The organism is Halomonas sp. KO116, from assembly GCF_000734975.2.
GTDB classification, from domain to species: domain Bacteria; phylum Pseudomonadota; class Gammaproteobacteria; order Pseudomonadales; family Halomonadaceae; genus Vreelandella; species Vreelandella glaciei.
Genome location: NZ_CP011052.1, coordinates 188,803 through 215,338 on the forward strand (window position 1 = coordinate 188,803; position 26,536 = coordinate 215,338).

The window sequence follows — 26,536 nt, forward strand, 5'->3', positions numbered from 1 at the left end:
ATGTAAACCTTGGGCAACTCCTATGAGAATGGGAGGAGCGCCCATGTTGTTCTCAGCGCGAAGAAGCGCTTTACAGCTTGTGCTCAAGCTCGGGCAGAATCTCAAACAGATCCCCCACTAAGCCGTAGTCAGCGACCTGGAAGATCGGCGCTTCGTCGTCTTTGTTGATCGCGACAATCACCTTGGAGTCTTTCATGCCCGCTAGGTGCTGAATGGCACCGCTGATGCCCACGGCGATATACAGATTTGGAGCAACGATCTTACCGGTCTGGCCGACCTGCATATCGTTGGGGACAAAGCCTGCGTCTACCGCTGCACGCGAAGCACCAATGGCTGCACCCAGCTTGTCAGCAATGCCGTCGAGCAGTTTGAAGTTTTCGCCATTGCCCATACCGCGTCCGCCAGAGATTACTACTTTGGCGCCGCCCAGCTCGGGACGATCCGATGCTGCCAGCTCTTCTTTGACAAAGCTGGACTGGCTGTTTTCAACCACCACATCGACCGCTTCGATCGGCGCGCTATTACCGTCGCTGACCGCATCAAAGCCGGTAGTGCGGATAGTGATGACTTTTAATGCGTCGTCGCTTTTCACCGTGGCAATGGCGTTACCGGCGTAGATCGGGCGCAGGAAGGTGTCGGCGCTTTCCACCCCGAGTACATCCGACAGTTGGCTAACGTCTTTTAGCGCGGCTAGCCGCGGCAGCACGTTTTTGCCGGTGGTGGAGGCGCTGGCGAGGACGTGGGTGTAGCCATCGGCCAGTTCGACCAGCAGCGCGCCCATGGGCTCGGCGAGCTGGTGGGCGTAAACGGCATTATCGGCGACGCGCACTTTACTCACGCCGTCGAGCTTGGCAGCGGCGTCTGCCGCCGCCTGAACGCCTTCGCCGGCGACCAGAATATCAATCTCACCACCGATGGCCTGAGCGGCCGCGACTACGTGGGCGGTGGCGCCCGCCAGTTGGCCTTCATGCAGGTCGGCAAGTACCAGAATGCTCATGAGATTCGCTCCTATTAAAGCGCCTTGGCTTCGTTTTTCAGTTTGTCGATCAGCTCGTCTACCGAGGCCACTTTGATACCGCCTTTGCGCTCAGCGGGCGACTCTACCTTGGGCAGCGTGACCTTGGAGGCCACTTCCACGCCGTAATCGGCGGGGGTTTTGACATCCAGCGGCTTTTTCTTGGCTTTCATGATGTCCGGCAGCTTGGCGTAGCGCGGCTCATTCAAACGCAGGTCGGTGGTGACAATTGCGGGCAGCGTCAGGGCGATGGTTTGCAGGCCGCCGTCAATTTCACGGGTAACGTTAACCTTGTCCCCGTCCACCGCCACTTCTGAGGCGAAAGTGCCTTGCGGCAGACCCGTCAACGCGGCGAGCATCTGGCCGGTCTGGTTGTTGTCGGTGTCGATGGCTTGCTTACCGAGAATCACTAGACCGGGCTGCTCTTCATCTACCACTTTGGCCAGCAGTTTGGCGACCGCGAGGGATTCGGCGCGCTCGTCGGTTTCGATATGAATAGCGCGATCTGTGCCCAGCGCCAGCGCGGTGCGCAGTTGCTCTTGGGCGGCTTTGGGGCCAACGGAGACCGCCACTACTTCCGTGGCGATGCCTTTTTCTTTCAGGCGCACGGCTTCTTCCACGGCAATTTCGCAGAAGGGGTTCATAGCCATTTTTACGTTGGTGAGATCAACGTCCGAATGATCCGCTTTAACGCGGATTTTGACGTTGTAGTCGATGACGCGTTTCACCGCGACGAGTACTTTCATCATGCCTCCTAAAGGTTGTGTCCGTGTTAAAGGGCTGATTCGGGGAAATTTGTCAGTACCTGCCCGCCATAACGAACCGCTCGGGCATGGGCGTAGGCTTGGGGGGCGAAAGTGGCCATATAAAAGCGTGCTAATGAAATGAGGCCTGCCAGGTAATCAGGGTCTTCACCAGCGGCATTCTGCTTGGCGTGTGCTGCCAGGGCCATCCGCGTCAGCTGCCAACCACCGCAAACAGTACCCATTAAGTGTAAGAGGGGAGTCGCGCCACCGTAGAGGTCGGCAATCCGTGCTTGGTCCTGTTCAAGCACCCAGTCGGTAGTGATGTGGAGCTGAGTGGTTAACTCGTCGAGGTCAGTAGCTAAATCGCGAAGCTCATCCACCTGTTCCAACGCCTTGCCAGTGGTACGAATATCGAAGAGTAGCTCACGCAGGGTGGTACCATTTTCACGCAGAATTTTGCGACCTAGGAGGTCGTTTGCCTGAATGCCTGTGGTGCCTTCGTAGATGGTCATAATACGTGCATCACGAAACAGTTGTGCTACTCCCGTCTCTTCGACGAAGCCCATGCCACCGAACACTTGTATGGCCTCATCACAGATATCGTTACCGACCTCGGTGCACCACCCTTTAGCCACTGGCATCAAAAGGTCGACATAGCGGCTGTGCTTATCGGCAACCTGAGTGTCACCATGATGATTAGCAATATCAAACCAGCTAGCTGCCGTATAAAGTAGGCCACGCATAGCCATCAATCGGGCGCGCATCGATACCAGCATGCGCTTGACGTCAGGGTGGGAAATTATCGGCTGGTTACTGGCCCCATTGATGATGTTACGACCTTGTATGCGTTGCTGGGCATAGTCCAATGCGGCCTGATAGGCTCGCTCACCCATAGCAACACCCTGTACGCCCACATTGAAACGTGCATCGTTCATCATGATGAACATGGTTTTCAAACCCTGGTGCGGCTCACCAACCAAGTAGCCAGAGGCTCCTTCTTTGTCGCCGTAACTAAGCGTACAGGTAGGGCTACCATGGATGCCCATCTTGTGTTCGATGGAAATACAGCGGATATCATTTTTCTCGGCTGGCTGGCCATCGTCGTCAAGCAAGAACTTGGGCACTATTAACAACGACAACCCCTTGACGCCCTCGGGGGCATTGGGGAGTCTTGCTAACACAAGGTGCACAATGTTAGAGGTGAGCTCGTGCTCACCGTATGAGATATAAATCTTCTGGCCGAACAGACGGTAACTGCCATCTTCGGTAGGCTCGGCGCGCATCCGTGTGGCGCCTAAGTCCGAGCCAGCTTGAGGCTCGGTGAGGTTCATGGTGGCCGCCCACTCTCCGCTGACCACCTTATGTAGCCAAGTGGACTTCTGTTCATCGTTGGCGGCAATCATCAGCGCTTCAGTTTGCCCCACATTAAGCTGGGGAAGCATCGCGAACGCCATGTTGGTGGAGAACCACATTTCCCAAACGGGCGTAGAAACAAGCTTTGGCAAGCCTTGGCCGCCGAACTCCTGCGGTAGAGAGAGGCCTATCCATCCCGCTTCACGAAACTGATCATAGGCCTCCTGCCAGCCGTCGGGTGTTATTACTTGCTCGCCTTCCAATCGGCAGCCCTGCAAGTCGCCTTGACGGTTTATGGGGGCTAGGACGCCGGATGCAAACTTGCTGGCTTCTTCCAGCACAGCTGCTACCAAATCGGGAGAGGCATCCTCACAGCGCGGAAGGTCGGTAATCTGGCCGAGACCTGCGAGCTCATCGAGTATGAACTGCATGTCCCGTAGCGGCGCTTGATAGTCGATCATGGTCGTGGCTTCCTCTTGAAGATGGTAGCCGATTCATCAATGGGAGAGGGTGGGCTATTCAGTAACCCACCGTGGTCAGTGTGGTGAAATAAACGTTTAGCGTGGGGCCATGCGGATAGCGCCATCGAGTCGAATGGTTTCACCGTTGAGCATGGTATTGCCGACAATATGGCAAGCCAGCCGGGCAAACTCATCTGGCTCGCCAAGGCGGTTGGGAAAGGGGATTGAGGCAGCTAGTGATTGCTGAACCTCTTCGGGCAGCGTTTTCATTAGTGGGGTCATAAACAGGCCAGGCGCAATGGTCATCACGCGGATACCGTGACGAGCCAGTTCGCGCGCGATTGGTAGTGTCATCGAAACGACGCCCCCTTTGGACGCGGCATAGCCAGCCTGACCGATTTGGCCGTCATAGGCTGCCACCGAGGCGGTATTGATGATAACCCCACGCTCGCCGTCGGCCTGGGGCTCACTTTTAGCGATGGCTGCGGCAGCCAAGCGCAGCATGTTGAAAGTACCTAGCAGATTGATCTGCACGACACGAGAAAAAACTTCCAGTGGCTGCGGCCCCTCACGGCCCACTACTTTGGCAGGGTCACCAATTCCAGCGCAGTTAATCAGTCCTTGCAGGCTGCCGAATGTGTTTAGCGCTTTATCCACGGCTGCTTGTGCGTCAGCTTCACTGGTGACATCGGTACGCTGGAATACTGCATTATCACCGAGCGTGGCAGCAAGTGATTCGCCGCGTTCGCTATTGAGATCGGCGATGACCACACGAGCGCCAGCTGTGTGTAGTGCACGGACAGTGGCTTCACCTAAGCCAGAGGCACCACCGGTAATCAGAAACGTATTATCTTTACAGTTCATGGCAAAACTCCTGTCTTAATTAAATCTAATTTTAGCTTCTAGGGCCTTGATTCTTGCGCTCAAGAAATTCGCCGATACGCGCAACAACTTCTGGGCTGGTTTGCGTTAGAGCGGCGGTCAGTGACTCAACAAATAGGCCGTCGTCGCTACTCATATCGGCGATGCGGGAGATGGCTGACACCATGGCCCAGTTGGCCATTGGGGCATTTTCGGCAATTCGTTGGGCCAACTGATGGGCCTTATTAAGACTCTCGCCCTCGTTGACTACATAATGAGATAGTCCCAAGCGCTGCCCTTCATCGGCTTCCATGATGCGTCCGGTAAGCATCATCTCGCACATACGACCTGGACCGATGATATTGGCCACGCGAACCGAAGCACCGCCGCCCACAAAGATGCCGTGACGCCCTTCGGGCATCTGATAAATCGTGGTGGGTTCAGCAATGCGTACATGGGTGGCGGTCGCCAACTCCAGGCCACCGCCAATCACTGCGCCTTGCAAGGCGGCGACCACTGGGATGCCGCCATTCTGCAGGCGGTCAAAGATGCGATGCCAGCCACGCGAGTGCTTCATTACACCGAACGGTTCGCGATGCTGATGCTCTGAGAGGTCCAAACCAGCGCAAAAGTGCTTACCTTCGGCGGCAAGAATGATTACTCGGGTGCCCTCTGGGGTAGCGGCTATCGCCTCTTTCAGGGCGGCCAGCAAGCGGTCGCTGACGGCGTTGCGCTTTTCGGGGCGCGCCAGGGTAATGGTGTAGATAGTGGCATCCAGTGATGTCTTGACCAGTGTCTCGCTCATGGTGTCCTCGCGTTTCAAGACTGGGTATTCAGGGTGATGACACGCTCATCCGGCACATCGGCATAGAGTGCTTTCACCAGTTCTGCTCGACGTGTCAGCACCATGCGCTGATTGATGTAGCCTTTGTCGGTGATTTCGCCGGCCTCTGCAGACGGTGGCTCGCTTAGCAACAGGGCACGGGTCGGGTAGGTCGATGTTCCGCCTCCATCGGCCTTCAAGGCCTGAAGGCCCTGATGCACGCGCTCGATGATCTCAGGGCGCTTCACCAGCGTCTCCAGGGAAGCATTCTCCGGCAGGTCCGGGCACAGACGGAGGCACTCCTCAGGATGCGGGAAGATAAAAAAGCCGATCTCGTCACGATCATGGCCGGCGACCACGATATCCTGGCCGACCGGCGCGATGGCCTCGAGGCCGGCCATGCGCAGGGCCCCGACATGCACCCAGGTGCCAGTCAACAATTTGAAGTCTTCACCGACGCGACCGTCGAACAGCAGTCCCATCTCGGGACGCTCGGGGTCTACGAACTCCACGGCATCACCGATCATGTAGTAGCCCTCTTCATCGAAGGCCTTGGCCGACAGCTCGGGTTGCTTCCAGTAGCCACTGAAGATGTTGGGCCCTTTGACACGCACCTCCAGCTTATCGGCAGAGGGAACCAATTTTAGGGAGGTACCCGGAATCGGCACGCCGATGACGCCGGAGCGGGTCGCATTGAAATGGCAGTCGGTACAGATGGGAGCCGTCTCGGTGGAACCCCAGGAAGAAACGACCATGATCTCCTGGCCTGTGGTCTCGCGAGCCATCTCCTCCAGAGCGGTCCATAGATGGTGGGGTAGAGCCGCCGCCGCGTAGAAAACCAGTTTGAGGCGGCGGAAAAAAACCTCTCGCAGGGACGCATCTTTGCGCAGTAGTGGTACTAGCATGTCGTAGGCGCGAGGTACGCTGAAATAGAGTGTCGGGGAGATCTCCCTGAGGTTACGAGCAGTCTTCTCGATCAGCGCGGGCGTCGGCTTGCCATCATCCAGGTAGAGAGTGCCACCCCAGCGCAGGACCAGATTGAAGTTGTGGTTGCCGCCGAAGGTATGGCTCCAGGGCAGCCAGTCGAGCAGCACCGGCGGCTCTTCGGCGAGCATCGGCCAGACCAGTTCCTTGGCCTTCTGGTTGGAGCACATCATGCGATGGGTGTTGGGTACGGCCTTGGGGGTGTTCACCGAACCGGAGGTAAACAGGAATTTGGCGATGGTCTCGGGGGTGATGGCCGCGAAGGCCGCCATCACGGCATTCTCGTCGCTGTGTGCTTCGATGTCGGCGAATGGCAGGGTACCTGATGACGAGGCACTGCTGCTGCCAGCGACCAGAGTGGCGTCATGCAGGTCGGCGATGGCCTTGAGCGCGGGCTGGAACTTCTCGATGGGATCGGCGTAGATGACCCCCGGGCGCAACAGCTCGATGTTGCCCTTGAGCTTGGCGTGATCCTTCGACATTAGCGAGTTGCCGGGAGAGATCGAGCTTGATGGCACGCCGATGTGCATTGTGGCGAGCATCAGCAGGGCATGTTCGATGGAGTTGTCGGAGAGGATCACTACCGGGCGCTCGGACGACAGGTCCTGTGTCAACAGCCAGGTGGCGATGGCTATTACCCGTCGGTGAGCCTCACCGTAGGAGATGCGTTGCCACTGGTCGTCAGCATCTCGTTGGGCAAGCCAGGTGCGCTCTGGGGCCTCCCGGGCCCAGTGCTCGAGCCATTCGCCGACGCAACACGAGTAATCATCCTGCAGGGGAATCTCGGAGCTCAGAAGGATGCTACCGTCTCTTCGCTTTTCCATGTTGATACGAGGTTCGGCAAATGGCTTCTTGTCTGAGGTGGCTTCGGGGTGAATCATGGTGACTCCTTATAATGAGATTATTATTGGCATCAGGCGTCGGCATTAGCGGTGGCAAAAAGTGTCACTCGGTAATGAGCTTGGATGATTGTTGTTGGTAATAAGTGATTCGTTGACGTATATCATCGGGAATGGGGATCGACCTGAGATTTTCGAGGTCGCTAAAACAGCAAGTGAAATGACCTGTGAACGCAGAATCACCTCCTGCTTCCCGGTTACCGTAGAGAATCAGGCTGAGCGAACTATTTCCCTGACGTTCGATATCCACTCGAATATTCAGAACATCACGAGGAGTTAGGGGGGTGTGGAAATCAACTTCAGCATGTACGAAGGGGGTGCCGGTGCTCTGTTCGCAGGTCATAGCGAACCAATCGAGCTCAAGTATCTCGTGAAAGAAACTCTCGATGGCTTCCATGCATATGTCAAAATAGTGCGCGGTGAAAACTATCCGAGCCGCGTCTGTGTCACCCCATCGGATAGGGCGGCGATAAATGAATGGAGTTTTCACCGAGGTCTCCGAGCAATTAGAGCTAATAAACCGATAAATTTTGAAATAGCGAAACATTAGCTATTCAATTGAAAGCCAAGTTCGATTGGCATCTTCAAGATGTTGTCGTGGAGATGTGTATTATAGTGCATATTCTGGCTCTGGCTGATAAACCTCAATTCGTCTTTGGTCGAATGCATTTCTTAGTTGTATTGTTTTTTATTAAAAATTATTTATAAACATTGGTTTGTGATGTGCATTATAGTTCTTATTGAGCCTGCTGCATCGGCATTTCTTACTCCATAGGGTCTGGATCAGGTTCAATTCTGGCGACTGCCAGGCATTCAAACGCCTCATGCCTATGCCTGGGCGCGCTGTCGAAGCCGAAATTCACGCGGCGAAAGCGCTGTATTGCGTTTAAAAAAGCGCGTGAAGTAAGCCGGTTCAGAGAAGCCTAAGCTGTCGGAGACCTGACCAATGGTCATATTGGTATAGGTGAGCTGGCGCTTGGCTTCTAGCAGCAGACGTTCATGCAGCAACTGCAGGGCACTGCGACCCGCGAGTTGGCGGCAGAGCAGGTTTAAGTGTGCGCTACTCACGCCTATCTGCACGGCTAACTGTTCAATACTCGGCTGCTCGCGATAGTGCGCTTCGACCAGCGCTTGATAGTGCTCTAAATGCTGCCGACCTTTGTCACTCTGGCGGGGGCCGTAGCGCTTTGCCGTGCTGCCGGTATAAGCACAAAGGCGCGATAGCTCGACCACCAAGGCTTGAATAAGTGCTTCGAGTAGGCTGTTCCGGCCGGGGGCCGGTTGGCGGTACTCCTGGTCGATCTGAGACACCAGTGTGGCAATTCGCTCAGCCCGGTTGGCCTGTAGCAGTGGGTAAAAGTCGGCTTTTTTTAGCGTACTGCTCTCACCCATGAGTCCATGTAAGTGGTCTGCCAGCGGTTTGGCCAGGGTGATAATGTGTCCTTCCACATCCGGTGAAAAGAGAAAGCCGTGAATAGCCATTGCGGGCACAACGATAGCGCTAGCGCTTTGCAGCCGGTGGCTTGTTCCCTCCAGCTCTAACTCAACGCTACCGTGAGAAATAAACAGAATATGCACGAGGTCGGCATGGCGGTGCGGCCGGATACGCCAGTCGTGCAGACGACTGCGCTCGGGGATGGACTCACAGTGGAGCAAGTCGGGCGTGGGCCAGTGCTGTGTCTCGCCATAGAGCTTAAATACCGGAACGGAGGTTGCCGACGAGGCTGTCATCACCTATATCTCCTCTACGACTAAGGTTGGGTAATAAAACGCTAAATGTCCAATAATTGATCTAGATCATGCCTTATTATGCGGCGTGTTTCATTGAAAAATACAAGTCATAAGTTTTAGATAATGACAATGATGAGGCATCCCCTATGAAGACACAGGTCGCGATTATTGGCGCAGGGCCTTCTGGTCTACTGCTGGGTCAGTTACTGCATCGCCAAGGCATTGATAATGTGATTGTTGAACGGCGTAGCGGTGAGTATGTATTAAGCCGTATCCGCGCCGGTGTCCTTGAGCAGGGCATGGTAGACCTGCTGCGCGAGGTGGGTGTTGACCAGCGTATGGATAAAGAAGGCTTACCCCATGACGGTTTTGAGCTTGTGTTCGACAACCGCCGCGTGCGGGTCGCACTGGATGAACTGACCGGCGGCAGCAAAGTGATGGTATACGGCCAAACCGAAGTGACGCGGGATCTGATGGAGGCCCGCGCCGCCGCTGGTGCAACCACGCTTTATGAAGCAGAAAACGTCCAGCCCCACGATCTGGAGAGTGACAGCCCTTATCTCACCTTTGAACACAACGGCGAAACGATCCGGCTGGAGTGCGACTATATCGCTGGTTGTGACGGCTACCATGGCGTCTCCCGCCAGGCGATCCCTCAAGAGCGCATCAAAGAGTTCGAAAAAGTCTACCCGTTTGGCTGGCTGGGCATGCTCTCGGATACGCCGCCGGTCTCTGATGAGCTGATCTACGCACGCCATGAGCGCGGCTTCAGTCTTTGTAGCATGCGCTCTGCCACCCGCAGCCGTTACTACCTTCAAGTACCGCTGGATGAAAAGGTAGAAAATTGGTCTGACGAGCGTTTTTGGGAAGAGCTCAAGCGCCGCCTGCCTGACGAGGTGGCCGCCAAGCTTGTCACTGGACCTTCGATCGAGAAAAGCATCGCGCCGCTGCGGAGCTACGTGGTCGAACCCATGCAGCACGGGCGATTGTTCCTGGTCGGCGATGCGGCGCATATTGTACCGCCCACCGGTGCTAAAGGGCTTAACCTGGCCGCCAGCGACGTCAATACGCTCTATCGGCTAATGGTGAAGGTCTACCACGAAGGCCGCACGGATTTGATCGAGCGCTATTCGCAAACGTGCTTGAAGCGTATCTGGAAGGCGGAGCGCTTCTCCTGGTGGATGACCTCCATGCTGCACAATTTCTCTGATGAGGAAGATTTTAACAGTCGCATGCAGTTGGCCGAGTTGGACTACGTCACTAGCTCCAAAGCAGGCATGACCACCATCGCCGAAAATTATGTCGGTTTGCCCTATGAGTCGCTTGAGTAGCGCTTAGCCCTTTCCCGTTGTCCTCATTGCCCAAGCGTCTGTTTGGGCTTTTTTGTGCCTTCTGGCTCAGTTTAAACAGTGTTTTCGGGCAACTATTTTGGGGGGACTCAATGAGAAGTAGCGGTGGAGGCTTTCGCTTGAGCATGCCGAATTAAAAGCGAGCAGATGCCCTTTATTGTGCACAGTATTGGTGCATTGTGGCATTGACTAAGCCATCTGACTACTTAGTTAGGCAACTAGCTATTTTCATAAATTAACTTATATTTATGATATTTATTGTTTTAGTTTTAATCGGCGAATTTTTTGCATAGATTTTTCTCAAAAGGAAATAGATTTATGTCTGGGTATTTACTTTACTTTTCATGTGATGTTGAATGTTTCTGCTAGGCTTACCTGACATTCAACACAAAAACAAATAGGGCTAATGACCAATGACCAGCCAAAAACAGCTGTGGCTCGAAACTTCTCGCCGACTGACACGCTTGAGCGGCGTATGCGCTGGGGTGTTACTCAGCACCAGCGCGTTAGCGGATAACATCAACCTCAGCTATGCCTTCTTTGCGCCTTCCCAAACCTTTCCTGCCATACAGATGGAACACTGGGCGAAAGAGCTGAACGAAAGAACCGATGGCCAGGTAAACGTCAACACCTTCCCAGGCGGAACGTTACTGACGGCTGCCAACATGTTCGATGGCGTCTTAAACGGTGTTGCCGATATCGGTCTCTCTGCCACCTCATACGAGCCGGGACGTTTTCCGTTACTCAATTTGGCCGGAAATCTAACGGGTATCGACGTGAACTCGCAGATAGCCAGCCAGGCAGTGTACGAACTTATCAAAGAGTTCCCTGCAGAGACGCTGGGCTTAGAAGAGTTCAAAGTCATTACGGCGTTCACCTCCGAGCCAGGCTACCTACATACGCAAGAACCCGTGACTTCGCTGGAGAATCTTGAGGGCCAAGAGATCAGGGTGCCAGGCGACAGCACTGCCGTTGTTCAAGCCCTTGGCGGCGTGCCTGTGGGTCTCTCCCAGTCAGAAACGGGAGAAGCCCTTCAGGCCGGTATCGTTAGTGGCTATGTAGGTTCTCGTGAGACGCTGATGGATCTGCAGTATGCCCGCAATGTGAGCTATATCACTGACTACCCTCTGACCAACGTTGTCTTCGTTGCGGTGATGAATCAGCAGCGGTGGGACGCCTTGCCCGAAAACGTTCAGCAGGAGATCGATGCATTGGGTGCCGAAATGGCCTCCTACGCAGGTAAGTATCTCGATGAACACATCCAGGAATCCCTGGCGTGGGCAACGGAGAACCATGACCTTGAGCAGCTCTCCTTGTCCGAGGAAGAGGCGGAGCGCTGGTCGAGCTTGCTGGAGCCCATCAATGCGCAACGGCTGGAAGAGGTGGCTGCTCAAGGATTTCCTGCCTTTGAGTTGCGCGATCGATTTATTGAGCTGATCGAACAAAACCAATAGTTGCCTACGCTTTTTGTCTGAGCGCATTTATTTGCGCCCAGTAAGCGCCATGTTGATAGACCTAGGTAGTTACCATGAATAAATTTAATTGGGTAATTAGCCGTCTCTTACTCTATGTAGCCGGCTCGGCATTACTGATGATGGTGTTTCTGGTGGTCGGTAACATCGTAATGCGCCAAGTTAGCTCTTCATTTGGTGGCACCACCGAAATGGTCGGCTGGCTAACAGCGGTGGTAGTGGCGCTATCGCTCGCTTACTCCCAGCTTACCAAAGCCCATATTGAGCTGGATTTGCTGGTCGAACATTTTCCCGTCCGTTTGCAAAGTGGCCTCTACGTTCTGGTCTCAGGTGCAAGTTTTTTATTCTTCTCCATGGTGGCTTGGAAACTCTGGGAGTATGGCTTTAGCGCTATGCAACGAGGCTCTTTATCGCAAACATTGCGTATTGCGTTTTATCCCGTTGTTTATCTAGTGGCATTAGGGTTTTCTGCTTTTTGCTTGGTTCTTTTAGCAGACTTTTTGAGTAGTTTAAAAAAGGTGGTAACACAATGAGTATGACGCTGGTAGCTTTGTTAGGCGTGCTCTGTTTGTTTCTTCTTATTTTGTTAAAAATGCCGATTAGCTTCGCTATGTTCATGGTGGGTTTTTTTGGCATGCTTTACATGACAAGCCCTATTGCCGCGTATAACGTTATTAGCTCAGGAATCTGGGAGCAGTTATCGGGTTACTCTCTGAGTGTCATACCCCTATTTATTTTTATGGGGGAATTACTGTTTCGCTCGGGGATAACGGAAAAGATATTTGCAGCTGCCTATGCTTGGATAGGCCATTTCCGTGGCTCCATGGCCACCACGACGATCCTTAGCAGCGCAGGTTTTGCCGCGGTGAGCGGCTCGAACACCGCCACAGCAGCCACAGTCGGCACCATTGCTCTCCCCGAAATGAAGAAATTTGGCTATAACCGCGCGCTCAGTGCTGGCAGTGTCGCAGCGGGGGGCACACTGGGGGTCATCATCCCACCAAGCTCTGTGCTGATTGTTATTGCGCTGCAAGCCGAGCTGGCCATTCGCGATCTGTTTCTAGCCAGTATTGTCCCTGGACTTATCCTGGTCGTGCTGTTCATCGCGACGATTGGACTGCTCTGTCGCCGTCGCCCCGATATGGGGCCCGCAGGTGTGCGTTCGAGCTGGTCCGTAAGGTGGCGTTCGCTTAAGGGTATTATCGAAATTGGTGCGCTCTTTACACTGGTACTAGGGGGGTTATTTGCGGGCTGGTTTACCTCCACAGAAGCTGCTGCGGTAGGCTGCATTGGCGCCATGGTCATTACCCTGATACAAGGAAAGCTCTCCTGGAACGTCTTAAATGAGGCCATCGCTAATGCTCTCAAGTCATCGGCCATGATCTTGATGTTGGTTGCTGGAGCCGTCATCTTCGGGCGCTTTCTTACCATTACGAGACTGCCTTACATGGTGGGCGAGTGGGCGGCGGCACTGCCCTTGCCAGCCATAATGGTAATGGCCTGTATCCTGTTGATCTATGTGATTGGCGGAGCGCTAATGGATGCGATGGGATTTTTAATTATCTCCATCCCGATTTTCTTTCCCGTAGCGCTTGCCTTAGGTTACGACCCAATTTGGTTCGGCGTGGTGGTCTGTATCGTTACCAGTATGGGGGCGATTACACCGCCGGTGGGAGTGAACGCTTTCATTGTAAAGAGCCTGGATGCAGAGTTACGAATGGGTGAGACATTCCGTGGAGTGGGTTACTTCATACCCCCTTATCTGCTGTGCATTGCCTTGCTGTTAGTACTCCCTCAGATCGTATTGTTCGTCCTTTAACGCTCACTCGATTAGATGAATGGCTATAAATTCTATGTCTATTTACTTGAAATTTCATGTGATAAGTCTAGCGAGGTGGCTGAGGTGACTATATTGACATCGAGGTTAAGCCTGGGGCAGGGGCCGTGCAAAGTGGTCGTCAAGGATACGATCGATATCGCCGATTTCCCCACCTGTGCAGGGTCCGCAGCCCTTGCTGACGCACCGCCTGCCGTGGCTCATGCAGAGGTCGTCGAGCAGACGCTCAAAGCGGGCTACCACATCGTGGGGAAGGCTAATCTGCATGAGCTGGCATTCGGTATGACGGGTATCAATGCCTGGGCTGGCACGCCAGAGAATCCGCGCTACCCCAACCTTATCCCTGGCGGTTCTTCCAGTGGGTCGGCCGCCGCGGTGGCTGCTGGCCTTGCCGATATTGGCATTGGTACAGATACCGGTGGCTCTATTCGTGTCCCCGCTGCCTGCTGCGGGGTCTACGGCCTTAAGCCCACCTTCGGGCGATTGAGTCGCCGCGGCGTTATGCCCGCGGAAAGTAGCCTTGACTGTGTAGGCCCCTTGGCTTGCGACCTTCAGATGCTGATGGCGTTCATGGCGGCGATTGACCCTGGTTTTCAGTTACCAAAGGACACTCCTAGGCCTGTACTGGGGTGTGTCGGCGTAAATGCCGAGTCGGCCATTTGGGCAAGTATCGAAGGCCAGCTCAGTCGGTCTGGCCTGGCGCGTGGGGATGTCACCTTGCCGCTTATGGCCGAGGCGTTCGAGGCTGCCATGGTGATTATCAATCGCGAAACTTTCCGTGCCTGCGAGGCGTTACTTGCCACAGGCAAGGTGGGCGCGGATGTCGAACAGCGTTTGAAAGCCGCTGCCGCGACGACCGATGCCGAGCTAAAGGAGGCGGAGCGGGTACGTCGTGCCTTTACCGCCGAAGTAGATGCACTGCTAGAGCAGCATGATGTGTTGGTGCTGCCGACGTTGCCGCATTTCCCGATGACCGTTCAGGATGCGTTTGCGGGCCACCAGGATCTGAAAATATCGTCCCTTGCGCGCCCCTTCAATCTTTCAGGGCATCCCGCCTTATCGATCCCTCTTGAGTCTCAGCAAGCACTCCCTGTCTCCGTGCAATTGATCGGACGTCGTGGCGATGACGCAGGCGTTTGCCGGGCGGCTTCGCAACTCATGGGTCAGGTTTCGTCAGCGGGAGAGGAACAACAAACAGGAGTGAATCATGCAACAGCACATTGATAAATCACAGTGGGGAGGCGAGGAGCGCTTTGATGCGTTGCTCAAGTCAATCAGATCCCGGCGCAAAGAGTTTGAGGAGCTGCGCCATATCCCCATGGACATCATTGACGAGTTCAAAGCCATTGGCGTCTATCGCGCCATGGTGCCCGCCACCTACGGCGGGGATGAGAAGTCGCCCGCCGAGTTCCTGAAAATGGTCGAAGCGATCTCGGCGGCGGATGGCTCCTCTGGCTGGGTAGCGAGTTTTGGCATGAACCCCGCCTACTTGGCCGCGTTACCCGAGGAGACCCTAAAGGAAGTGTGGGGGGATTCCCCTGACATCGTCTTCGCTGGCGGGATTTTTCCGCCCCAACCCGCTGAGCGGGTCGATAACGGTTTCCGTATCAAAGGGAGATGGAAATTTGCCAGCGGTTGTATGGGGGCATCGCTATGTGGCGTGGGCATTCTCCCCGCCGAAGAGGGTGCTCTGCCGCGCATGGCCGTGCTGCCCCGCGACCAAGTGAAGATCGACCCGACCTGGGATATGTTGGGCATGGTAGCCACTGGCAGCCACGACCTTGTGGTCGAGGACGCCTATGTTCCAGAGGCCTGGACCTTCGTGCGCGGCGGTAAGCCCAACGTCGATACCGCCTTCTTCCGCTACCCATCACTCTCCTTCGCAGCTCAGGTGCTGGCGGTGACTACCCTGGGCTTGGCCCGGGAGGCATTGGATATCGTCCGCGCCATGGCCGGTGGGCGTAAATCAGTCACCGGTGCCCCCAACTTGGGTGAGCGTGAGTATGCTCAGATTGCCCTCGGCAAGGCCGAGGCCAAAGTTCGCGCCGCCCGAGCCTTCTTCTATGAGAGTACCGACGCCGCCTGGGCAAGCATTCAGGCCGGTGGCGAGCCAAGCCGTGAGCAGGTCAACCTGCTGCGACTCTCCACCACTCATTTGACCCAGGAGTGCGCTGAGTCGATTCGCAGCGTGTATCAGATCAGTGGCATGACCGGTGCCGACAACGGCCACCCCCTATCGCGAATACTGCGCGACTCGCAGCTGTGCACCCAACACGCCTTTATGGGCGAGATCACCTGGAAGAACGCCGGCGCCATATTCTTCGGCCACAATCCTTTACCGGGCTACCTATAACCGCCCTACGTAGTTTAACCAACGGAGATCAACACTATGCATCGCGTACTTTTCTGCATCGGTATCAACCAAAATTTCATGAACGCTACGGCCGAGGAAGGCAAACAAGTCTGGCAAGCCTTCAGCCAGATGATGCAAGGCATCGATGAACTCCCCGGTGTGACCATTCTTGGGATCATGGATGACGACCGCATCATGGTCGGCCCCTCCGCCACTGCCCCCTGGACCGCCTACATCATGGCCGATGTCCCTGATTACGAGGCCGTTGTCACCGCCTGCAACTTCTTCCGCACCATCCCAGTGGGGGATGGCACCTATAAGCTCTGGAAATACGCCCGTGTCGAAGCGCGTATCGGCCGTGAGCTGGTGGTACCTGAATAAAAAGGCAACAACCGCTGGCTAAGGCATGAGGAGAACAAAATGAACCACTTAATCGACGTCAAAAACATCGCGCTCGAACCAGATCAACTGGTCCATAACGATAAGATTACGACCCCGATGTACACCAGCTCAGCGCTATTTGAGCAAGAGCAAGAGAAGATTTTCCACAAGACCTGGGTGTGGGTAGCCCATGCAAGCGAGATCCCCGATAAGGGGTCTTTCAAGCTGTCCAAAGTAGGTCGTGAACCGGTCATCGTTGCCCGTGACCGCAAGGGCAATATTCATGTAATGGTCAATCGCTGTCGCCACCGCGCGGCAACGGTATGCGAAATCCATAAGGGCAAAACCTCCTCCTTTCAGTGCCCCTATCATGGCTGGGGTTATGGTCTCGATGGCAGCCTGCGCGCCTTGCCGCATCCCGAGCAGTACGGCGATAACTTTGACAAATCCCTGCATGGGCTGCTCAAGCTGCGTACGGAAAGCTATCAGGGCATGATCTTCGCTACTTTCAACGATGACATCGAGCCACTGGAAGACTTCCTGGGTGCTGCCAAGAAGTGGATCGATCTGTTTATGAAACAGGGCGGTGGATACCCCGTAAAAACCCTTGGCGAACATCAGTTTTCAGTGCCAATGAACTGGAAGGTTCAGCTCGAGAACACCACCGACGCCTATCACTTTCCGATCGTACATAAGTCCTTCCTGCAATCCCTCGATGAGGAAGCCGAAAAGACGTTCACCTTCCTTGATGGCGAAGGCTTCGTTGAAGACCTGGGTAACGGTCACTCCGTCATGGTCATGATTCCCGAGCTCGTCGACCTAGAGGAGGATCTTGATCGCAAGATTCCAGAGCGTTTTGCAGAGCTGGCGCAGGCGCTGCGCGACGAAGGCTATCCGGAAGATCAAGTCCGCCGCATTGCGCGCGCGGTAGGTGGCTCCGGGTTCAACCTTAATCTGTTCCCCAACGTGGCGTGCTCAATGGCCTTCTTCCGGGTGTTGACGCCCGTTGCTGTTGATAAAACTGATATTCGCCACATTGCCCTTGGTATGGAGGGAGGTCCCGATATCGCCAATCGCGTACGCCTGCGCTTGCATGAACACTTTCAGGGCCCCATGGGCTTTGGTTCTCCCGACGATGCCGAGGTCTGGGAGCGAATCCAGCGGGGGGTCGAGGGCGGTGCCGAACTGCCGATTCTGGTCAATCGCGGCATCAATAAGGAAGTGCCGGGCGAGGCAGGGTCACGTGGTCATGTATCGGATGAAACGGGCATGCGTGCCGCCTATGCGATGTGGAAACGGATGATGCAGGAGTAAACGAAATGAACACAATCGACAATGAAAACCTGCTCTGGCAGGTCACGCAGTTTATCTGGCACGAAGCGGCGATTCTGGACGCAAAAGAGTACGACGCTTGGCTCGATCTGTGGCAGCCAGAGGGCTTGTACATCATTCCTATCGAGGACGCCGACGATTACGCGGCAGTGCTAAACCTCTGTTACGACGATGACAAGATGCGCCGGGATCGTATTAAACGCTTCCAGGATGGTTTCTCGATCTCTTCGGCACCCCCTGCCGTCACCGTACGCACCGTGTCTCGTTTTGTGATCGATGCCGTCGATGGCAATACGGTTGTCGTTTCATGCGCTGAGCACCTGGTTGAAGACAAGTTTGGGCGTCAGCGCATTTGGGCCGCCAATGTGCGCTACACCCTCACGTCCACCGATACCGGCTTCCGTCTTCAGGAAAAGGTGGTGCGTCTACTCAACGCTGATGGAGTGCTGAATTCGTTCAGCTATTTGTTCTGATGAGCGTACCACTACCCGACAAAATTCAGACCGCGGTGGTAACCGGCGGCGCACGTGGACTCGGGGTTCACATCGTACGCGCACTGCATAAGGCGGGGTTTCGTGTCGTTATCACCGATATCGACACCGGGCCCGCCGAAGCGTTGGCATCCGAACTAGACCTGGCCGGGGAAACCGCGGTGACTGCGACACTCGATGTCACCAAACCAGAGGATTTCCAGGGCGTGCTGGACAAGATTGTCGCGCGCTGGGGCAGTTGCGAAGTGCTGGTCAATAACGCAGCCCGAACCGCTGTACAGGGAGTGTTTGATATTGACCCAGCCCACTTTAACGAAGTGATGACCACCAACGCTGGCAGTGTCTTTGCCGGTTGCCAGATCTTTGGTCGCCACTTCAGAGAGCGTGGCTATGGGCGCATCGTCAACCTGGCGTCGCTGGCAGGGCAGAACGGCGGTACCGCCACTGGCGCTCATTATGCAGCCTCCAAGGGCGCCATTCTCACCTTGACCAAGATTTTCGCCCGCGAACTGGCGGCGGACGGGGCGACCTGCAACGCCATTGCGCCGGGGCCACTGGATACCCCGATGGTGCGTGAGGTACTCGGTGACAATCTGGATAAGGCGCTTGCCAATATTCCCGTAGGCCAACTGGGCTCCCCTGAGCTGGTCGCACAAATGGTGAGCTTTCTGGCCAGCCCTCAAGCGGCGTTCGTAAACGGTGCCTGCTGGGACGTCAATGGCGGCATTTACATGCGCTGAGCATCTGGAGATGACCATGCAAGATGACATCATGACCCTGCACGTTGTGCGCCGCGACATTCATACCAATGAGATCGCGGTGATCGATCTGGCTGCTGAGAGTGGCGCTGATCTGCCTGCCTTTGAAGCAGGCGCCCACATTGATATTCACCTTGATGAAGGGCTGGTGCGCCAATACTCGCTGAGTAACCCCCCAGGGGAGCGCCACCGTTATCGGCTCGGGGTACTCCTCGATCCCGCTTCGAGGGGAGGATCAAAGGCAGTACACGAACGCCTACATGAAGGTGTCCAGGTGAAGGTTGGCGTGCCACGCAATCTATTCCCACTGGATGGATCGGCACCGCATAGCTTGTTGGTGGGCGGTGGCATCGGTATTACGCCAATGATTGCCATGGCGTACGAGCTGCGCGATGCCGGACGTTCCTTCGAGTTGCATTACTGCTGCCGTGGGCGGGAAAAGGCAGCTTTTATTGACGAGCTTGAATCCGCCTTTGGCGAAGCGTTAGTGATGCACTTTGATGATGGGGAGGCCTCCCAGCGGCTGGAAATAGAGACGTTGCTGGCGTCACAACCCGCCCATACCCACCTCTATGTCTGTGGCCCCACCGGTTTTATGGACTGGGTGATTAATGCTGCCCGTCAGGCGGAGTGGCCACAGAGCCGTGTGCATTCAGAGTACTTCTCTGCAGAAGTGGATACCAGCGGTGGCGCATTTGAAGTTGAGGCGGTTGCCAGCGGCGTCACCGTTCAGGTGGAAGAAGGCATGTCCATCGCCCAGGCGCTCAAGGCGGCGGGCGTCAAGGTCAATGTTTCCTGCGAAGAGGGGGTTTGCGGCACCTGTATCTGCGAGGTGCTGGAGGGTACTCCCGATCACCGTGACCACTTTCTCAGCGAAGAAGAAAAGGAAGATAACGACCAGATTGCCGTGTGCTGCTCCAGGGCCAAAAGCGCACGTCTCGTCATCGATCTTTGATCCGCCAGCGTAAAGGGAAACCGCATGCACACCGTCAAAACAAGGCTCTGTAAGTCGATTCTAAACCTGTGTGGCCTGTGCCTGTTACTGATCGCCTTTGTCATCGGTGCGGGGGTGTTGATGCACCTGTTTGGAGTGTCGCAACTCATTGCGTTTGAAACACCCCATTGGCTGGTGGGGGGAGCCATTACGTTCAACTCTCTGATGGGGTTACAGGTGCTGCTGTTTACAGTGGCCATCATGATGGCTATCGCCCCGGTCATGCTGCTGGATCGGCACGTTAGGGTTGATGTGTTTCACTCCCGTCTATCGACACGCTATCGGCATGGGATCGATATTGCCGGGCATGCACTGTTCGGTATCCCTTTCTTTGCGTTGCTACTTCTTCCCGCTTATCGATTTGTCGAGCGCGCCTACCTGACCAGTGAGCGCTCGACAGATGGGGGGCTGACGGACATATACGTTATCAAGGCCACCCTGCCTATCGGTATCACCCTGTTTTTGGCGGTGCTGGTGTATCTGTTAGTGAAACGAACTTGGTTATTGATGTCAGGGAGCTCGGATCATGCTTGAACATTGGCTGCCTCTATCTATGGTGCTGCTGCTATTTGCAGGTATTTTGTCAGGCTATCCGGTGGCGCTGGTGTTGGGTGGGGTGTCGGCTATTTTTCTGCTGTTTTCAGATCTCCCCTTGGCCTTCTCCAGTCTCATGTTGACGCGCGTGTATGCGAACGCGCTGAGCAACTGGCTCTACGTTGCCATCCCGATGTTCATCATGATGGGGTTGCTGTTGGAGCGAACCGGATTGGCCCGCGATGCTTTCCGCGTCAGCGAGCGCTTGCTGCGCAGGCTTCCTGGCCATCTCGCGCTGACGGTGCTGTTCATCGGCGGGTTGATGGCCGCAACCACAGGTGTTGTTGGCGCATCCGTTGTCCTGCTGGCGGTACTGGCGTTGCCCCGAATGCTCGATGCTGGCTACTCAGCATCGGCGTCGGCGGGGCTAATATCGGCCTCGGGCACGCTCGCCATTCTGATGCCGCCTTCCGTTATGCTGATCATTCTATCCAGCCTGGTGTCGGTACCCGTCGGCCATCTGTTTAAGGCTGCCTTGATCCCGAGTGCTTTGTTGCTACTGCTCTACACCCTCTATTCGCTTGCCCTTGCATGGGGGCAGCGGCGTTCGCCTTTAACGGATATCAAATGCCCAGATGAGCAGCAAGGTGGCGGCGTTGGGCGCAACCTGCTCGCTTTGTTCCCTTTCCTCGTATTGATTCCCATCGTGCTTGGCACCATCGTCTATGGGGTGGCGACGCCTACGGAGGCTAGCGGTGTTGGCGTGCTGGCGGTGTTGGGGTTTGCCGGTGTCATGCAGAAAATCGATGTGGAATCGGTAATGACAGCGGCGAGAGAGACCGTGGTATCGACTGCCATGATTATGATGTTGGTCATTACGGCGACCTGCTTCTCGCTAATTTTTAAAGGGGTCGGCGGTGATGGCCTAATTCGCAGTAGCTTGGGGCTGATGGGGGGAGGCAGCTGGAGCGTGTTAATCCTCATCCTATTGCTGGTCTTCGTGCTGGGGTTCTTTCTGGACTGGCTGGAAATATCCTTGATTCTGATGCCTATCTTTGTGCCTATCATCACCCAGCTGGAACTGTCGAATGGGCTTACCGGTGGAGCGCTGCTGGTGTGGTTTGCCATTCTGTTTGCTATCAATTTGCAGACTTCCTTTCTCACTCCCCCGTTCGGCGTATCGCTCTTCTATTTGAAAGGGGTCGTGGGTGATCGCGTTGCCACCCTGGATATTTATCGAGGCGTACTGCCCTTCATCGCCATCCAACTGTTCGTCTTGCTACTGATCCTGCTGTTTCCGGGGCTACTCATGCTGTAAGCCGTTACAACAACCGCCGCATATAACCTAAGACATAGAGTTTAAGACATAGAGTTTAAGGCATAGAACTTAAGACATAGAACTTAAGAAATAGAACTTACGAAACAAATAGAACAGGAGTTAACACCATGAAGTTATCTTTGAAGAGCACCCTTATCGGTACGGGAGCGTCGCTACTCGCCTCCACCGCGATGGCCCAGAATTTGACCCTGCAATCCGCTTTTCCCTTCAGTCTTGAGGTCATCGATACCTCAATACATCGCTTTGTCGAGGATGTCGCCACGGCGACCAACGGGGAACTGACCTTCACTCCTTATGATGCCGGATCCTTTTCACCCCCCTTCGAAATTCTGGAGAATGTCGGTAACGGCAGCCTGGACGCAGGTTGGTCGGCCGCCAGCTACTGGGCAGGTCAGATTCCGGCCGCCGCGCTGTTTCAAAGCATTCCCTTCGGCCCCGATGTGCCGAAGTACCTGTCCTGGCTATATGGCGGCGGCGGTCTCGAACTGTGGGAGGCGCTGTACGCACCCCATAATGTCGTACCGATTCCCTGCGGCAGCATGATCTCTGAAGCGGGCGGATGGTTCACCGAGGAAATCACCAGTGTTGAAGACCTCAATGGCATGAGCATGCGCATTAGTGGTCTGGGTGGAGAGGTGATTAGTCGCTTGGGAGTGTCGCCGGTTTCCATTCCTGCTGGCGAGACGTTTCTCGGGCTTGATACGGGGCGCATTGGTGCCGCTGAACTCAGCTTTCCCACCATTGATACCAGTGCGGGCTTCTTTGAAGTTGCCAAGCACTACTACTTCCCTGGCTGGCATCAGCCCGGAAGCCTCAATGAACTGCTGGTTAACGCTGACGTATGGGCCGGATTGGCAGAAAGCCAGCGCTTGGCCGTGCGAAATGCCTGCAGTGATTTGAGCATTCGTATGTTTGCCCACGATATGCAGGCTCAATCCGCCGCCCTGGAAGAGTTTCGCAGCGCTGGAGTAACCGTTGAACGCTTCCCTGAAGAGGTGTTGGCTGCCTTGCAGTTGGCCACAGAGGAGGTGCTGGAAGAAGCGGCTCAGCGGGATAACGACTTTGCCGATGTCATTGAGTCGTATCAAAACTTTAGCGAGCGCTATGACGAGTACCGCGAACTGACTGCTTTTTAACAGCCGCCAGCACATCAATCGAGTGCAGATGATGAGGATAGCTATGCCTACCGTTCACGTTTACATGATGTCAGGAAGAACCTCGCAGCAAAAAGAAGCGCTGATCAGCGAGGTAACCGATGCCGTAGTGTCATCGATAAGCGCACCTAAAGAGAACGTTCGGGTGATTATCAGCGAGGTGCCCAAAAGTGAGTATGGAATAGGTGGCGTCACCGGTGAAAAACTAGGCCGCTGATACTCCTCTGTATAAATAGTACAAGAGAGACAGTTTATGAGTATTGATACCCGAGACTTCAGAAACGCCCTGGGAAAGTTCGCCACTGGCGTAACAGTGATAACCACCCGTGATACGGAAGGTGAGCACTATGGCGTAACGGCAAGTAGCTTCAATGCCGTCTCCATGACACCGCCGCTGATTCTATGGAGCATTGATAAAAACGCCTATAGCCTGGATGCCTACTGTCAGGCAGAGCACTTTGTAGTCAATGTGCTGGGCAGTGATCAGGTGCCCATCTCTAACCGTTTCGCCCAGCGGGGTGAGAACAAGTTCCAGGGGATCGACCTTGAAGAGGGAGTTGGGGGCGGCGCACGAATAGTGGGCGCTGTGGCCCATTTTGAGTGCCGCACTTGGCAGGTATACGAAGGCGGAGACCACTTCATCATCGTCGGGGAGGTGCTGAAGTATGACTACCAAGATGGTCGGGGGGCTTTAGTCTTCCACAATGGGCGCTATGCGCTGCCTGAGCCCCATCCGATGACGATTCCTCAAGAGGAGGTCGAGACGGGAGAAGGGCTTCTGGGGCATCACTTTCTTTATCTGTTGCGCCAGTCTCTGTCTGCCTATCGTAAGGATTTCTACCCTCGCCTCGAGCACATGGGGGTGGACGAGAAGGAGTGGCGAGTGCTGACCCTGCTGCTTGATCGAGGAGCGCTGCCCCTTGAAACCATTGCCCAACGCGTTGCTCAGCCCATCGAAGACCTGAAGGACACTTTAAGCGGTCTTACCCGCCGGGGGATGGTAAGTGACCGTGATGATAACGCCTCTACCGTTGCCTTGACGAATGAGGGAGGCGAGTTGGCGCGCAAGCTGCTGCGAATGGCGCGGGAGTATGAGCAGAAGGTATTTGAAGGCGTGAGCGAGGAGGAGGTGAGCGCTCTGAAAGGAGGGCTTGAGCGTGTTATTGAGCAGCTAGGAACCCCCTGACGAGTCACGGCTAAGAGTAGAAAATAGCGCCTACCACCGGAGGAAAATGAGATGACAGAAGTGTCTGCAGCAGCGTTTCAACGACTTATGGATCGTGTCGATACCCTAGAGGCCGAGTCCGAAATTCGTCGGATTCAAACCCGATATATGTTTCTTTGTGACACCCCTATGCCGGAGTACGGTATCGAGAACGACGAGCAGCGCATTAATCACATCATGGCGCTCTATACTGAGGATGCAGTGTGGGAGGGGGTCGGTGAGTATTACGACGGTCAGTTTGGACGTCTAGAGGGCGCTACGGCTATTCGACACCACTTCGAGAATTTCTGGGGGCAGAAAAAAGATCCTCAATTACTTCTGAATGTGCACTACCTGACCTCTGAACAGATTCACGTCAAGGGCAATACAGCGACTGGGCAGTGGGTGCACTGCCAGCCGTGGATTTTTTCTGATGGTAGCTCGCTTCTGCGTTCATCACGTCTTAATAACGCTTTTAGAAAGCAGGATGACGGACGCTGGTTAATTACCCGTACACGGACGGAAAATGTGTTTGTAGCCCCCTTGAAAGAGGGCTGGGCAACGGACTTTCCTGCTGCATCGGTGTTAATGAAACCCTAAGGAGGAACCTAATGCTAGCCTCCATTGCTTCCCCAAGAATAGCTATCGTGGGTGCTGGCGCCATCGGTACTACCCTGGCGGCGCGCCTTGCAGTGGCAGGGTATACCGTCAGCGTGTTGGCTCGGGGTGATTCACTGGCGGCCATCAAGCGAAAGGGTGTCTGCCTCATCGATCAGCAGGGGCAATACACCGCCAACGTCATTGCTGCGGATAATGGTGGTGAGCTCGGTGAGCAAGACATCGTCTTTCTGTGTACTAAAGCTCACTCTATACCCTCCCTGTTGCCACAACTACAACCGCTGTTCGGCCAACATACATGCTTGGTGCCCATGGTGAACGGTACGCCGTGGTGGTTACTCATGGATGCCGTGGAGCCTTGTACCGCCAACACAGCCCCTATAGAAACCGTCCATATAAAAGCGGTAGACCCGGAAGGTGAGCTGGTTCGCTGCCTTCCTGCCAGCGCCATCATCGGATGCGTCGTCTATATTTCGGCACATCTGCAGGCACCGGGCGTCGCGATCTCAAATACCCCGCCGCGACTGATTGTTGGCGATATAGTCGCCATGCCCGACGCCGCGAATGGTCGTATGGAAACGCTTGTTAAGGTATTGGAAAACAGTGGCATCACGACGCGCTATACAGAGCGTATTAGAGATGCCGTATGGAGCAAAATCGCTGCGAACCTGACATCCAACCCCCTCTCGGTGATGACAGGTACCACGCTGGCACAGCTATATAGCCACCCCTCCCTGCAAAAGATCGTAAGCCAACTTTTTGAAGAAGCGCGTCTTACAGCCCACGCCTATGGCGGTCGCCTTGAGATGACGTTGCAGGAGCTTCTTGATCTTGGCGAGCGCATGGGTGCTGTCAGAACCTCTATGCTGCAGGACTATCAACAGGGGCGAGCCCTTGAACTCGCGGCGATCGTCGAGGGAGTGATCGAATTGGCGGATCGGAGAAGTATTCCCGTCCCCACTATCAAGTCCATTCTTCACCTTACGCGATACTTTGAAGACAGCGCTCTTCGTCAGTCACATGCCCACGGTGGCAAGGAGAATTCTTAGATGACTATCAAGCCGTTACTCATGCCGAATAATGTTTTCAAACCCGATCACTGCAGCGAAGAGGAGTGGCAGCAGCGCCTCAAACTCGCCTACTGTTATCATCTCGTCGATTTCTTCGGCTGGACGGAAACCATTTTCAACCATATCTCTGCTCGAGTGCCGGGCTCAGATAATCATTATCTGGTGAATCCCTTCGGCCTTAACTACACGGAAGTGACACCGCTTAATCTGTTGAAGGTCGACCTGGACGGTAACAAGGTCGAGGCCTCTGAGTACAATGCCAATCCCGCTGGCTTTGCTCTGCATAGCGCTGTGCATGGGGCGCGGGAGGATATCCACTGTCTGCTGCATACCCATACCGTTCCCATCTCGGCCATCGTGCAGAAGAAAAAGGGCTTTACCCACCACGATTTCTACGGTGCCCAGCTCTATGGCCGCGTGGGGTACCATGACTTTGAAGGCATCACGCTCTTCGCCGACGAGAAAGCGCGCATGCTAGAGAGCCTGGGTAACAACAAGCACGTGCTGGTACTACGTAACCATGGGATAGCCGTGGGCGAGTCCTCGATTGAGAAGGCGCTGTTCCTACTGTGGACCGTCCAGCGGGCGGCGGAAAACCAGTGCGCAGCAGGGGCTTTGGGTGGCGAGGATGTGGAAATCGACACCTCAATTAGTCAGAAGTGTGCCGACCTTACCGCCGAACTGATTCGCGAAAGCGGTTTCGCCAATGAGTTCTTTGCTGCCATGGTGCGCAAGCTTAAGTCCGAGCGTCCACTCCCTTTCTAATCCACGCCCTTT

Annotated in this window: 27 protein-coding genes; 19 read left to right on the forward strand and 8 right to left on the reverse strand. The window is 55.1% G+C overall.

Annotated elements, in window-relative coordinates:
• Positions 1-70 precede the first annotated feature (70 nt).
• The 8 genes from KO116_RS00920 to KO116_RS00955 all read right to left on the reverse strand — a co-directional run bounded on the left by KO116_RS00920 (position 71) and on the right by KO116_RS00955 (position 8,873).
• Complete coding sequence (locus tag KO116_RS00920; protein ID WP_035554875.1) at positions 71-997, reverse strand: electron transfer flavoprotein subunit alpha/FixB family protein; 927 nt, start codon at positions 995-997, stop codon at positions 71-73.
• A gap of 14 nt (positions 998-1,011) precedes the next feature.
• Positions 1,012-1,761, reverse strand: coding sequence for an electron transfer flavoprotein subunit beta/FixA family protein (locus KO116_RS00925; protein ID WP_035554878.1), 750 nt, complete (start codon positions 1,759-1,761; stop codon positions 1,012-1,014).
• 26 nt (positions 1,762-1,787) lie between these two features.
• Positions 1,788-3,575, reverse strand: a complete 1,788-nt coding sequence (locus KO116_RS00930) for an acyl-CoA dehydrogenase (RefSeq protein ID WP_035554881.1) — start codon at positions 3,573-3,575, stop codon at positions 1,788-1,790.
• A gap of 96 nt (positions 3,576-3,671) precedes the next feature.
• A complete protein-coding gene (locus tag KO116_RS00935; RefSeq protein WP_035554884.1) occupies positions 3,672-4,439 on the reverse strand; it encodes a 3-hydroxyacyl-CoA dehydrogenase in 768 nt (255 codons plus the stop codon).
• Positions 4,440-4,470: 31 nt separating this feature from the next.
• Positions 4,471-5,241, reverse strand: coding sequence for a crotonase/enoyl-CoA hydratase family protein (locus tag KO116_RS00940; RefSeq protein ID WP_035554888.1), 771 nt, complete (start codon positions 5,239-5,241; stop codon positions 4,471-4,473).
• A gap of 14 nt (positions 5,242-5,255) precedes the next feature.
• Entirely contained in the window at positions 5,256-7,124 is a 1,869-nt protein-coding gene (locus KO116_RS00945) for a feruloyl-CoA synthase (RefSeq protein WP_035554892.1), read from the reverse strand.
• Between the two features lie 64 nt (positions 7,125-7,188).
• Positions 7,189-7,689 carry an acyl-CoA thioesterase gene (locus KO116_RS24040; RefSeq protein ID WP_052703695.1) on the reverse strand — a complete coding sequence of 167 codons (501 nt, stop codon included), beginning with the start codon at positions 7,687-7,689 and terminating at the stop codon, positions 7,189-7,191.
• Positions 7,690-7,970: 281 nt separating this feature from the next.
• Positions 7,971-8,873 carry a helix-turn-helix domain-containing protein gene (locus tag KO116_RS00955; RefSeq protein WP_045812031.1) on the reverse strand — a complete coding sequence of 301 codons (903 nt, stop codon included), beginning with the start codon at positions 8,871-8,873 and terminating at the stop codon, positions 7,971-7,973.
• A 146-nt stretch (positions 8,874-9,019) separates the two neighbouring features.
• On the opposite strand from KO116_RS00955, the gene pobA reads away from it, so the two are divergent.
• The 19 genes from pobA (at position 9,020) to KO116_RS01050 (ending at position 26,524) form a co-directional block, all read left to right on the forward strand.
• Positions 9,020-10,204: a 4-hydroxybenzoate 3-monooxygenase gene (gene pobA / locus KO116_RS00960; RefSeq protein WP_045812032.1), complete on the forward strand. Its 1,185-nt coding sequence runs from the start codon at positions 9,020-9,022 to the stop codon at positions 10,202-10,204.
• A gap of 431 nt (positions 10,205-10,635) precedes the next feature.
• Positions 10,636-11,676, forward strand: a complete 1,041-nt coding sequence (locus tag KO116_RS00965) for a TRAP transporter substrate-binding protein (RefSeq protein WP_035565096.1) — start codon at positions 10,636-10,638, stop codon at positions 11,674-11,676.
• 74 nt (positions 11,677-11,750) lie between these two features.
• Positions 11,751-12,227, forward strand: coding sequence for a TRAP transporter small permease (locus tag KO116_RS00970; RefSeq protein ID WP_035565094.1), 477 nt, complete (start codon positions 11,751-11,753; stop codon positions 12,225-12,227).
• The gene (locus KO116_RS00975; RefSeq protein ID WP_035565092.1) at positions 12,224-13,513 is read left to right on the forward strand and encodes a TRAP transporter large permease; all 1,290 of its coding nucleotides are present in this window, start codon (positions 12,224-12,226) and stop codon (positions 13,511-13,513) included. Before KO116_RS00970 ends, KO116_RS00975 begins: the two co-directional genes overlap by 4 nt.
• Before the next feature lie 84 nt (positions 13,514-13,597).
• Positions 13,598-14,755: an amidase gene (locus KO116_RS00980; RefSeq protein WP_045812201.1), complete on the forward strand. Its 1,158-nt coding sequence runs from the start codon at positions 13,598-13,600 to the stop codon at positions 14,753-14,755.
• Positions 14,739-15,884: an acyl-CoA dehydrogenase family protein gene (locus KO116_RS00985; RefSeq protein WP_045812033.1), complete on the forward strand. Its 1,146-nt coding sequence runs from the start codon at positions 14,739-14,741 to the stop codon at positions 15,882-15,884. Before KO116_RS00980 ends, KO116_RS00985 begins: the two co-directional genes overlap by 17 nt.
• A gap of 36 nt (positions 15,885-15,920) precedes the next feature.
• Positions 15,921-16,265, forward strand: coding sequence for a hypothetical protein (locus KO116_RS00990; protein WP_035565089.1), 345 nt, complete (start codon positions 15,921-15,923; stop codon positions 16,263-16,265).
• 39 nt (positions 16,266-16,304) lie between these two features.
• A complete protein-coding gene (locus KO116_RS00995; protein ID WP_035565086.1) occupies positions 16,305-17,579 on the forward strand; it encodes an aromatic ring-hydroxylating oxygenase subunit alpha in 1,275 nt (424 codons plus the stop codon).
• A gap of 5 nt (positions 17,580-17,584) precedes the next feature.
• Positions 17,585-18,070, forward strand: a complete 486-nt coding sequence (locus KO116_RS01000; protein ID WP_035565083.1) for an aromatic-ring-hydroxylating dioxygenase subunit beta — start codon at positions 17,585-17,587, stop codon at positions 18,068-18,070.
• Positions 18,070-18,828 (forward strand): SDR family NAD(P)-dependent oxidoreductase, encoded by a 759-nt coding sequence (locus KO116_RS01005; protein ID WP_035565080.1) that lies wholly within the window; start codon positions 18,070-18,072, stop codon positions 18,826-18,828. Before KO116_RS01000 ends, KO116_RS01005 begins: the two co-directional genes overlap by 1 nt.
• Before the next feature lie 16 nt (positions 18,829-18,844).
• On the forward strand, positions 18,845-19,801 hold the full coding sequence (locus tag KO116_RS01010; RefSeq protein WP_035565076.1) for a PDR/VanB family oxidoreductase: 957 nt from the start codon (positions 18,845-18,847) through the stop codon (positions 19,799-19,801).
• Between the two features lie 24 nt (positions 19,802-19,825).
• Positions 19,826-20,374, forward strand: coding sequence for a TRAP transporter small permease subunit (locus KO116_RS24045; protein ID WP_052703696.1), 549 nt, complete (start codon positions 19,826-19,828; stop codon positions 20,372-20,374).
• The gene (locus KO116_RS01020) at positions 20,367-21,692 is read left to right on the forward strand and encodes a TRAP transporter large permease (protein WP_035565073.1); all 1,326 of its coding nucleotides are present in this window, start codon (positions 20,367-20,369) and stop codon (positions 21,690-21,692) included. Before KO116_RS24045 ends, KO116_RS01020 begins: the two co-directional genes overlap by 8 nt.
• A gap of 128 nt (positions 21,693-21,820) precedes the next feature.
• Positions 21,821-22,849, forward strand: a complete 1,029-nt coding sequence (locus KO116_RS01025) for a TRAP transporter substrate-binding protein (protein WP_035565070.1) — start codon at positions 21,821-21,823, stop codon at positions 22,847-22,849.
• A 43-nt stretch (positions 22,850-22,892) separates the two neighbouring features.
• Positions 22,893-23,084 (forward strand): 2-hydroxymuconate tautomerase, encoded by a 192-nt coding sequence (locus KO116_RS01030; protein ID WP_035565068.1) that lies wholly within the window; start codon positions 22,893-22,895, stop codon positions 23,082-23,084.
• Between the two features lie 36 nt (positions 23,085-23,120).
• The gene (locus tag KO116_RS01035) at positions 23,121-24,053 is read left to right on the forward strand and encodes a flavin reductase (protein WP_035565065.1); all 933 of its coding nucleotides are present in this window, start codon (positions 23,121-23,123) and stop codon (positions 24,051-24,053) included.
• Between the two features lie 51 nt (positions 24,054-24,104).
• Positions 24,105-24,671, forward strand: a complete 567-nt coding sequence (locus tag KO116_RS01040; protein WP_035565062.1) for a nuclear transport factor 2 family protein — start codon at positions 24,105-24,107, stop codon at positions 24,669-24,671.
• 11 nt (positions 24,672-24,682) lie between these two features.
• On the forward strand, positions 24,683-25,738 hold the full coding sequence (locus KO116_RS01045) for a ketopantoate reductase family protein (protein WP_035565059.1): 1,056 nt from the start codon (positions 24,683-24,685) through the stop codon (positions 25,736-25,738).
• Positions 25,739-26,524, forward strand: a complete 786-nt coding sequence (locus KO116_RS01050; protein WP_235272467.1) for a class II aldolase/adducin family protein — start codon at positions 25,739-25,741, stop codon at positions 26,522-26,524.
• The last annotated feature ends 12 nt before the right edge of the window (positions 26,525-26,536 follow it).

Coding starts and splice junctions, on each gene's coding strand:
- KO116_RS00920 (WP_035554875.1), bottom strand. CDS start 997: ATGAGCATTCTGGTACTTGCCGACCTGCATGAAGGCCAACTGGCGGGC.
- KO116_RS00925 (WP_035554878.1), bottom strand. CDS start 1,761: ATGAAAGTACTCGTCGCGGTGAAACGCGTCATCGACTACAACGTCAAA.
- KO116_RS00930 (WP_035554881.1), bottom strand. CDS start 3,575: ATGATCGACTATCAAGCGCCGCTACGGGACATGCAGTTCATACTCGAT.
- KO116_RS00935 (WP_035554884.1), bottom strand. CDS start 4,439: ATGAACTGTAAAGATAATACGTTTCTGATTACCGGTGGTGCCTCTGGC.
- KO116_RS00940 (WP_035554888.1), bottom strand. CDS start 5,241: ATGAGCGAGACACTGGTCAAGACATCACTGGATGCCACTATCTACACC.
- KO116_RS00945 (WP_035554892.1), bottom strand. CDS start 7,124: ATGATTCACCCCGAAGCCACCTCAGACAAGAAGCCATTTGCCGAACCT.
- KO116_RS24040 (WP_052703695.1), bottom strand. CDS start 7,689: ATGTTTCGCTATTTCAAAATTTATCGGTTTATTAGCTCTAATTGCTCG.
- KO116_RS00955 (WP_045812031.1), bottom strand. CDS start 8,873: ATGACAGCCTCGTCGGCAACCTCCGTTCCGGTATTTAAGCTCTATGGC.
- pobA (WP_045812032.1), top strand. CDS start 9,020: ATGAAGACACAGGTCGCGATTATTGGCGCAGGGCCTTCTGGTCTACTG.
- KO116_RS00965 (WP_035565096.1), top strand. CDS start 10,636: ATGACCAGCCAAAAACAGCTGTGGCTCGAAACTTCTCGCCGACTGACA.
- KO116_RS00970 (WP_035565094.1), top strand. CDS start 11,751: ATGAATAAATTTAATTGGGTAATTAGCCGTCTCTTACTCTATGTAGCC.
- KO116_RS00975 (WP_035565092.1), top strand. CDS start 12,224: ATGAGTATGACGCTGGTAGCTTTGTTAGGCGTGCTCTGTTTGTTTCTT.
- KO116_RS00985 (WP_045812033.1), top strand. CDS start 14,739: ATGCAACAGCACATTGATAAATCACAGTGGGGAGGCGAGGAGCGCTTT.
- KO116_RS00990 (WP_035565089.1), top strand. CDS start 15,921: ATGCATCGCGTACTTTTCTGCATCGGTATCAACCAAAATTTCATGAAC.
- KO116_RS00995 (WP_035565086.1), top strand. CDS start 16,305: ATGAACCACTTAATCGACGTCAAAAACATCGCGCTCGAACCAGATCAA.
- KO116_RS01000 (WP_035565083.1), top strand. CDS start 17,585: ATGAACACAATCGACAATGAAAACCTGCTCTGGCAGGTCACGCAGTTT.
- KO116_RS01005 (WP_035565080.1), top strand. CDS start 18,070: ATGAGCGTACCACTACCCGACAAAATTCAGACCGCGGTGGTAACCGGC.
- KO116_RS01010 (WP_035565076.1), top strand. CDS start 18,845: ATGCAAGATGACATCATGACCCTGCACGTTGTGCGCCGCGACATTCAT.
- KO116_RS24045 (WP_052703696.1), top strand. CDS start 19,826: ATGCACACCGTCAAAACAAGGCTCTGTAAGTCGATTCTAAACCTGTGT.
- KO116_RS01020 (WP_035565073.1), top strand. CDS start 20,367: ATGCTTGAACATTGGCTGCCTCTATCTATGGTGCTGCTGCTATTTGCA.
- KO116_RS01025 (WP_035565070.1), top strand. CDS start 21,821: ATGAAGTTATCTTTGAAGAGCACCCTTATCGGTACGGGAGCGTCGCTA.
- KO116_RS01030 (WP_035565068.1), top strand. CDS start 22,893: ATGCCTACCGTTCACGTTTACATGATGTCAGGAAGAACCTCGCAGCAA.
- KO116_RS01035 (WP_035565065.1), top strand. CDS start 23,121: ATGAGTATTGATACCCGAGACTTCAGAAACGCCCTGGGAAAGTTCGCC.
- KO116_RS01040 (WP_035565062.1), top strand. CDS start 24,105: ATGACAGAAGTGTCTGCAGCAGCGTTTCAACGACTTATGGATCGTGTC.
- KO116_RS01045 (WP_035565059.1), top strand. CDS start 24,683: ATGCTAGCCTCCATTGCTTCCCCAAGAATAGCTATCGTGGGTGCTGGC.
- KO116_RS01050 (WP_235272467.1), top strand. CDS start 25,739: ATGACTATCAAGCCGTTACTCATGCCGAATAATGTTTTCAAACCCGAT.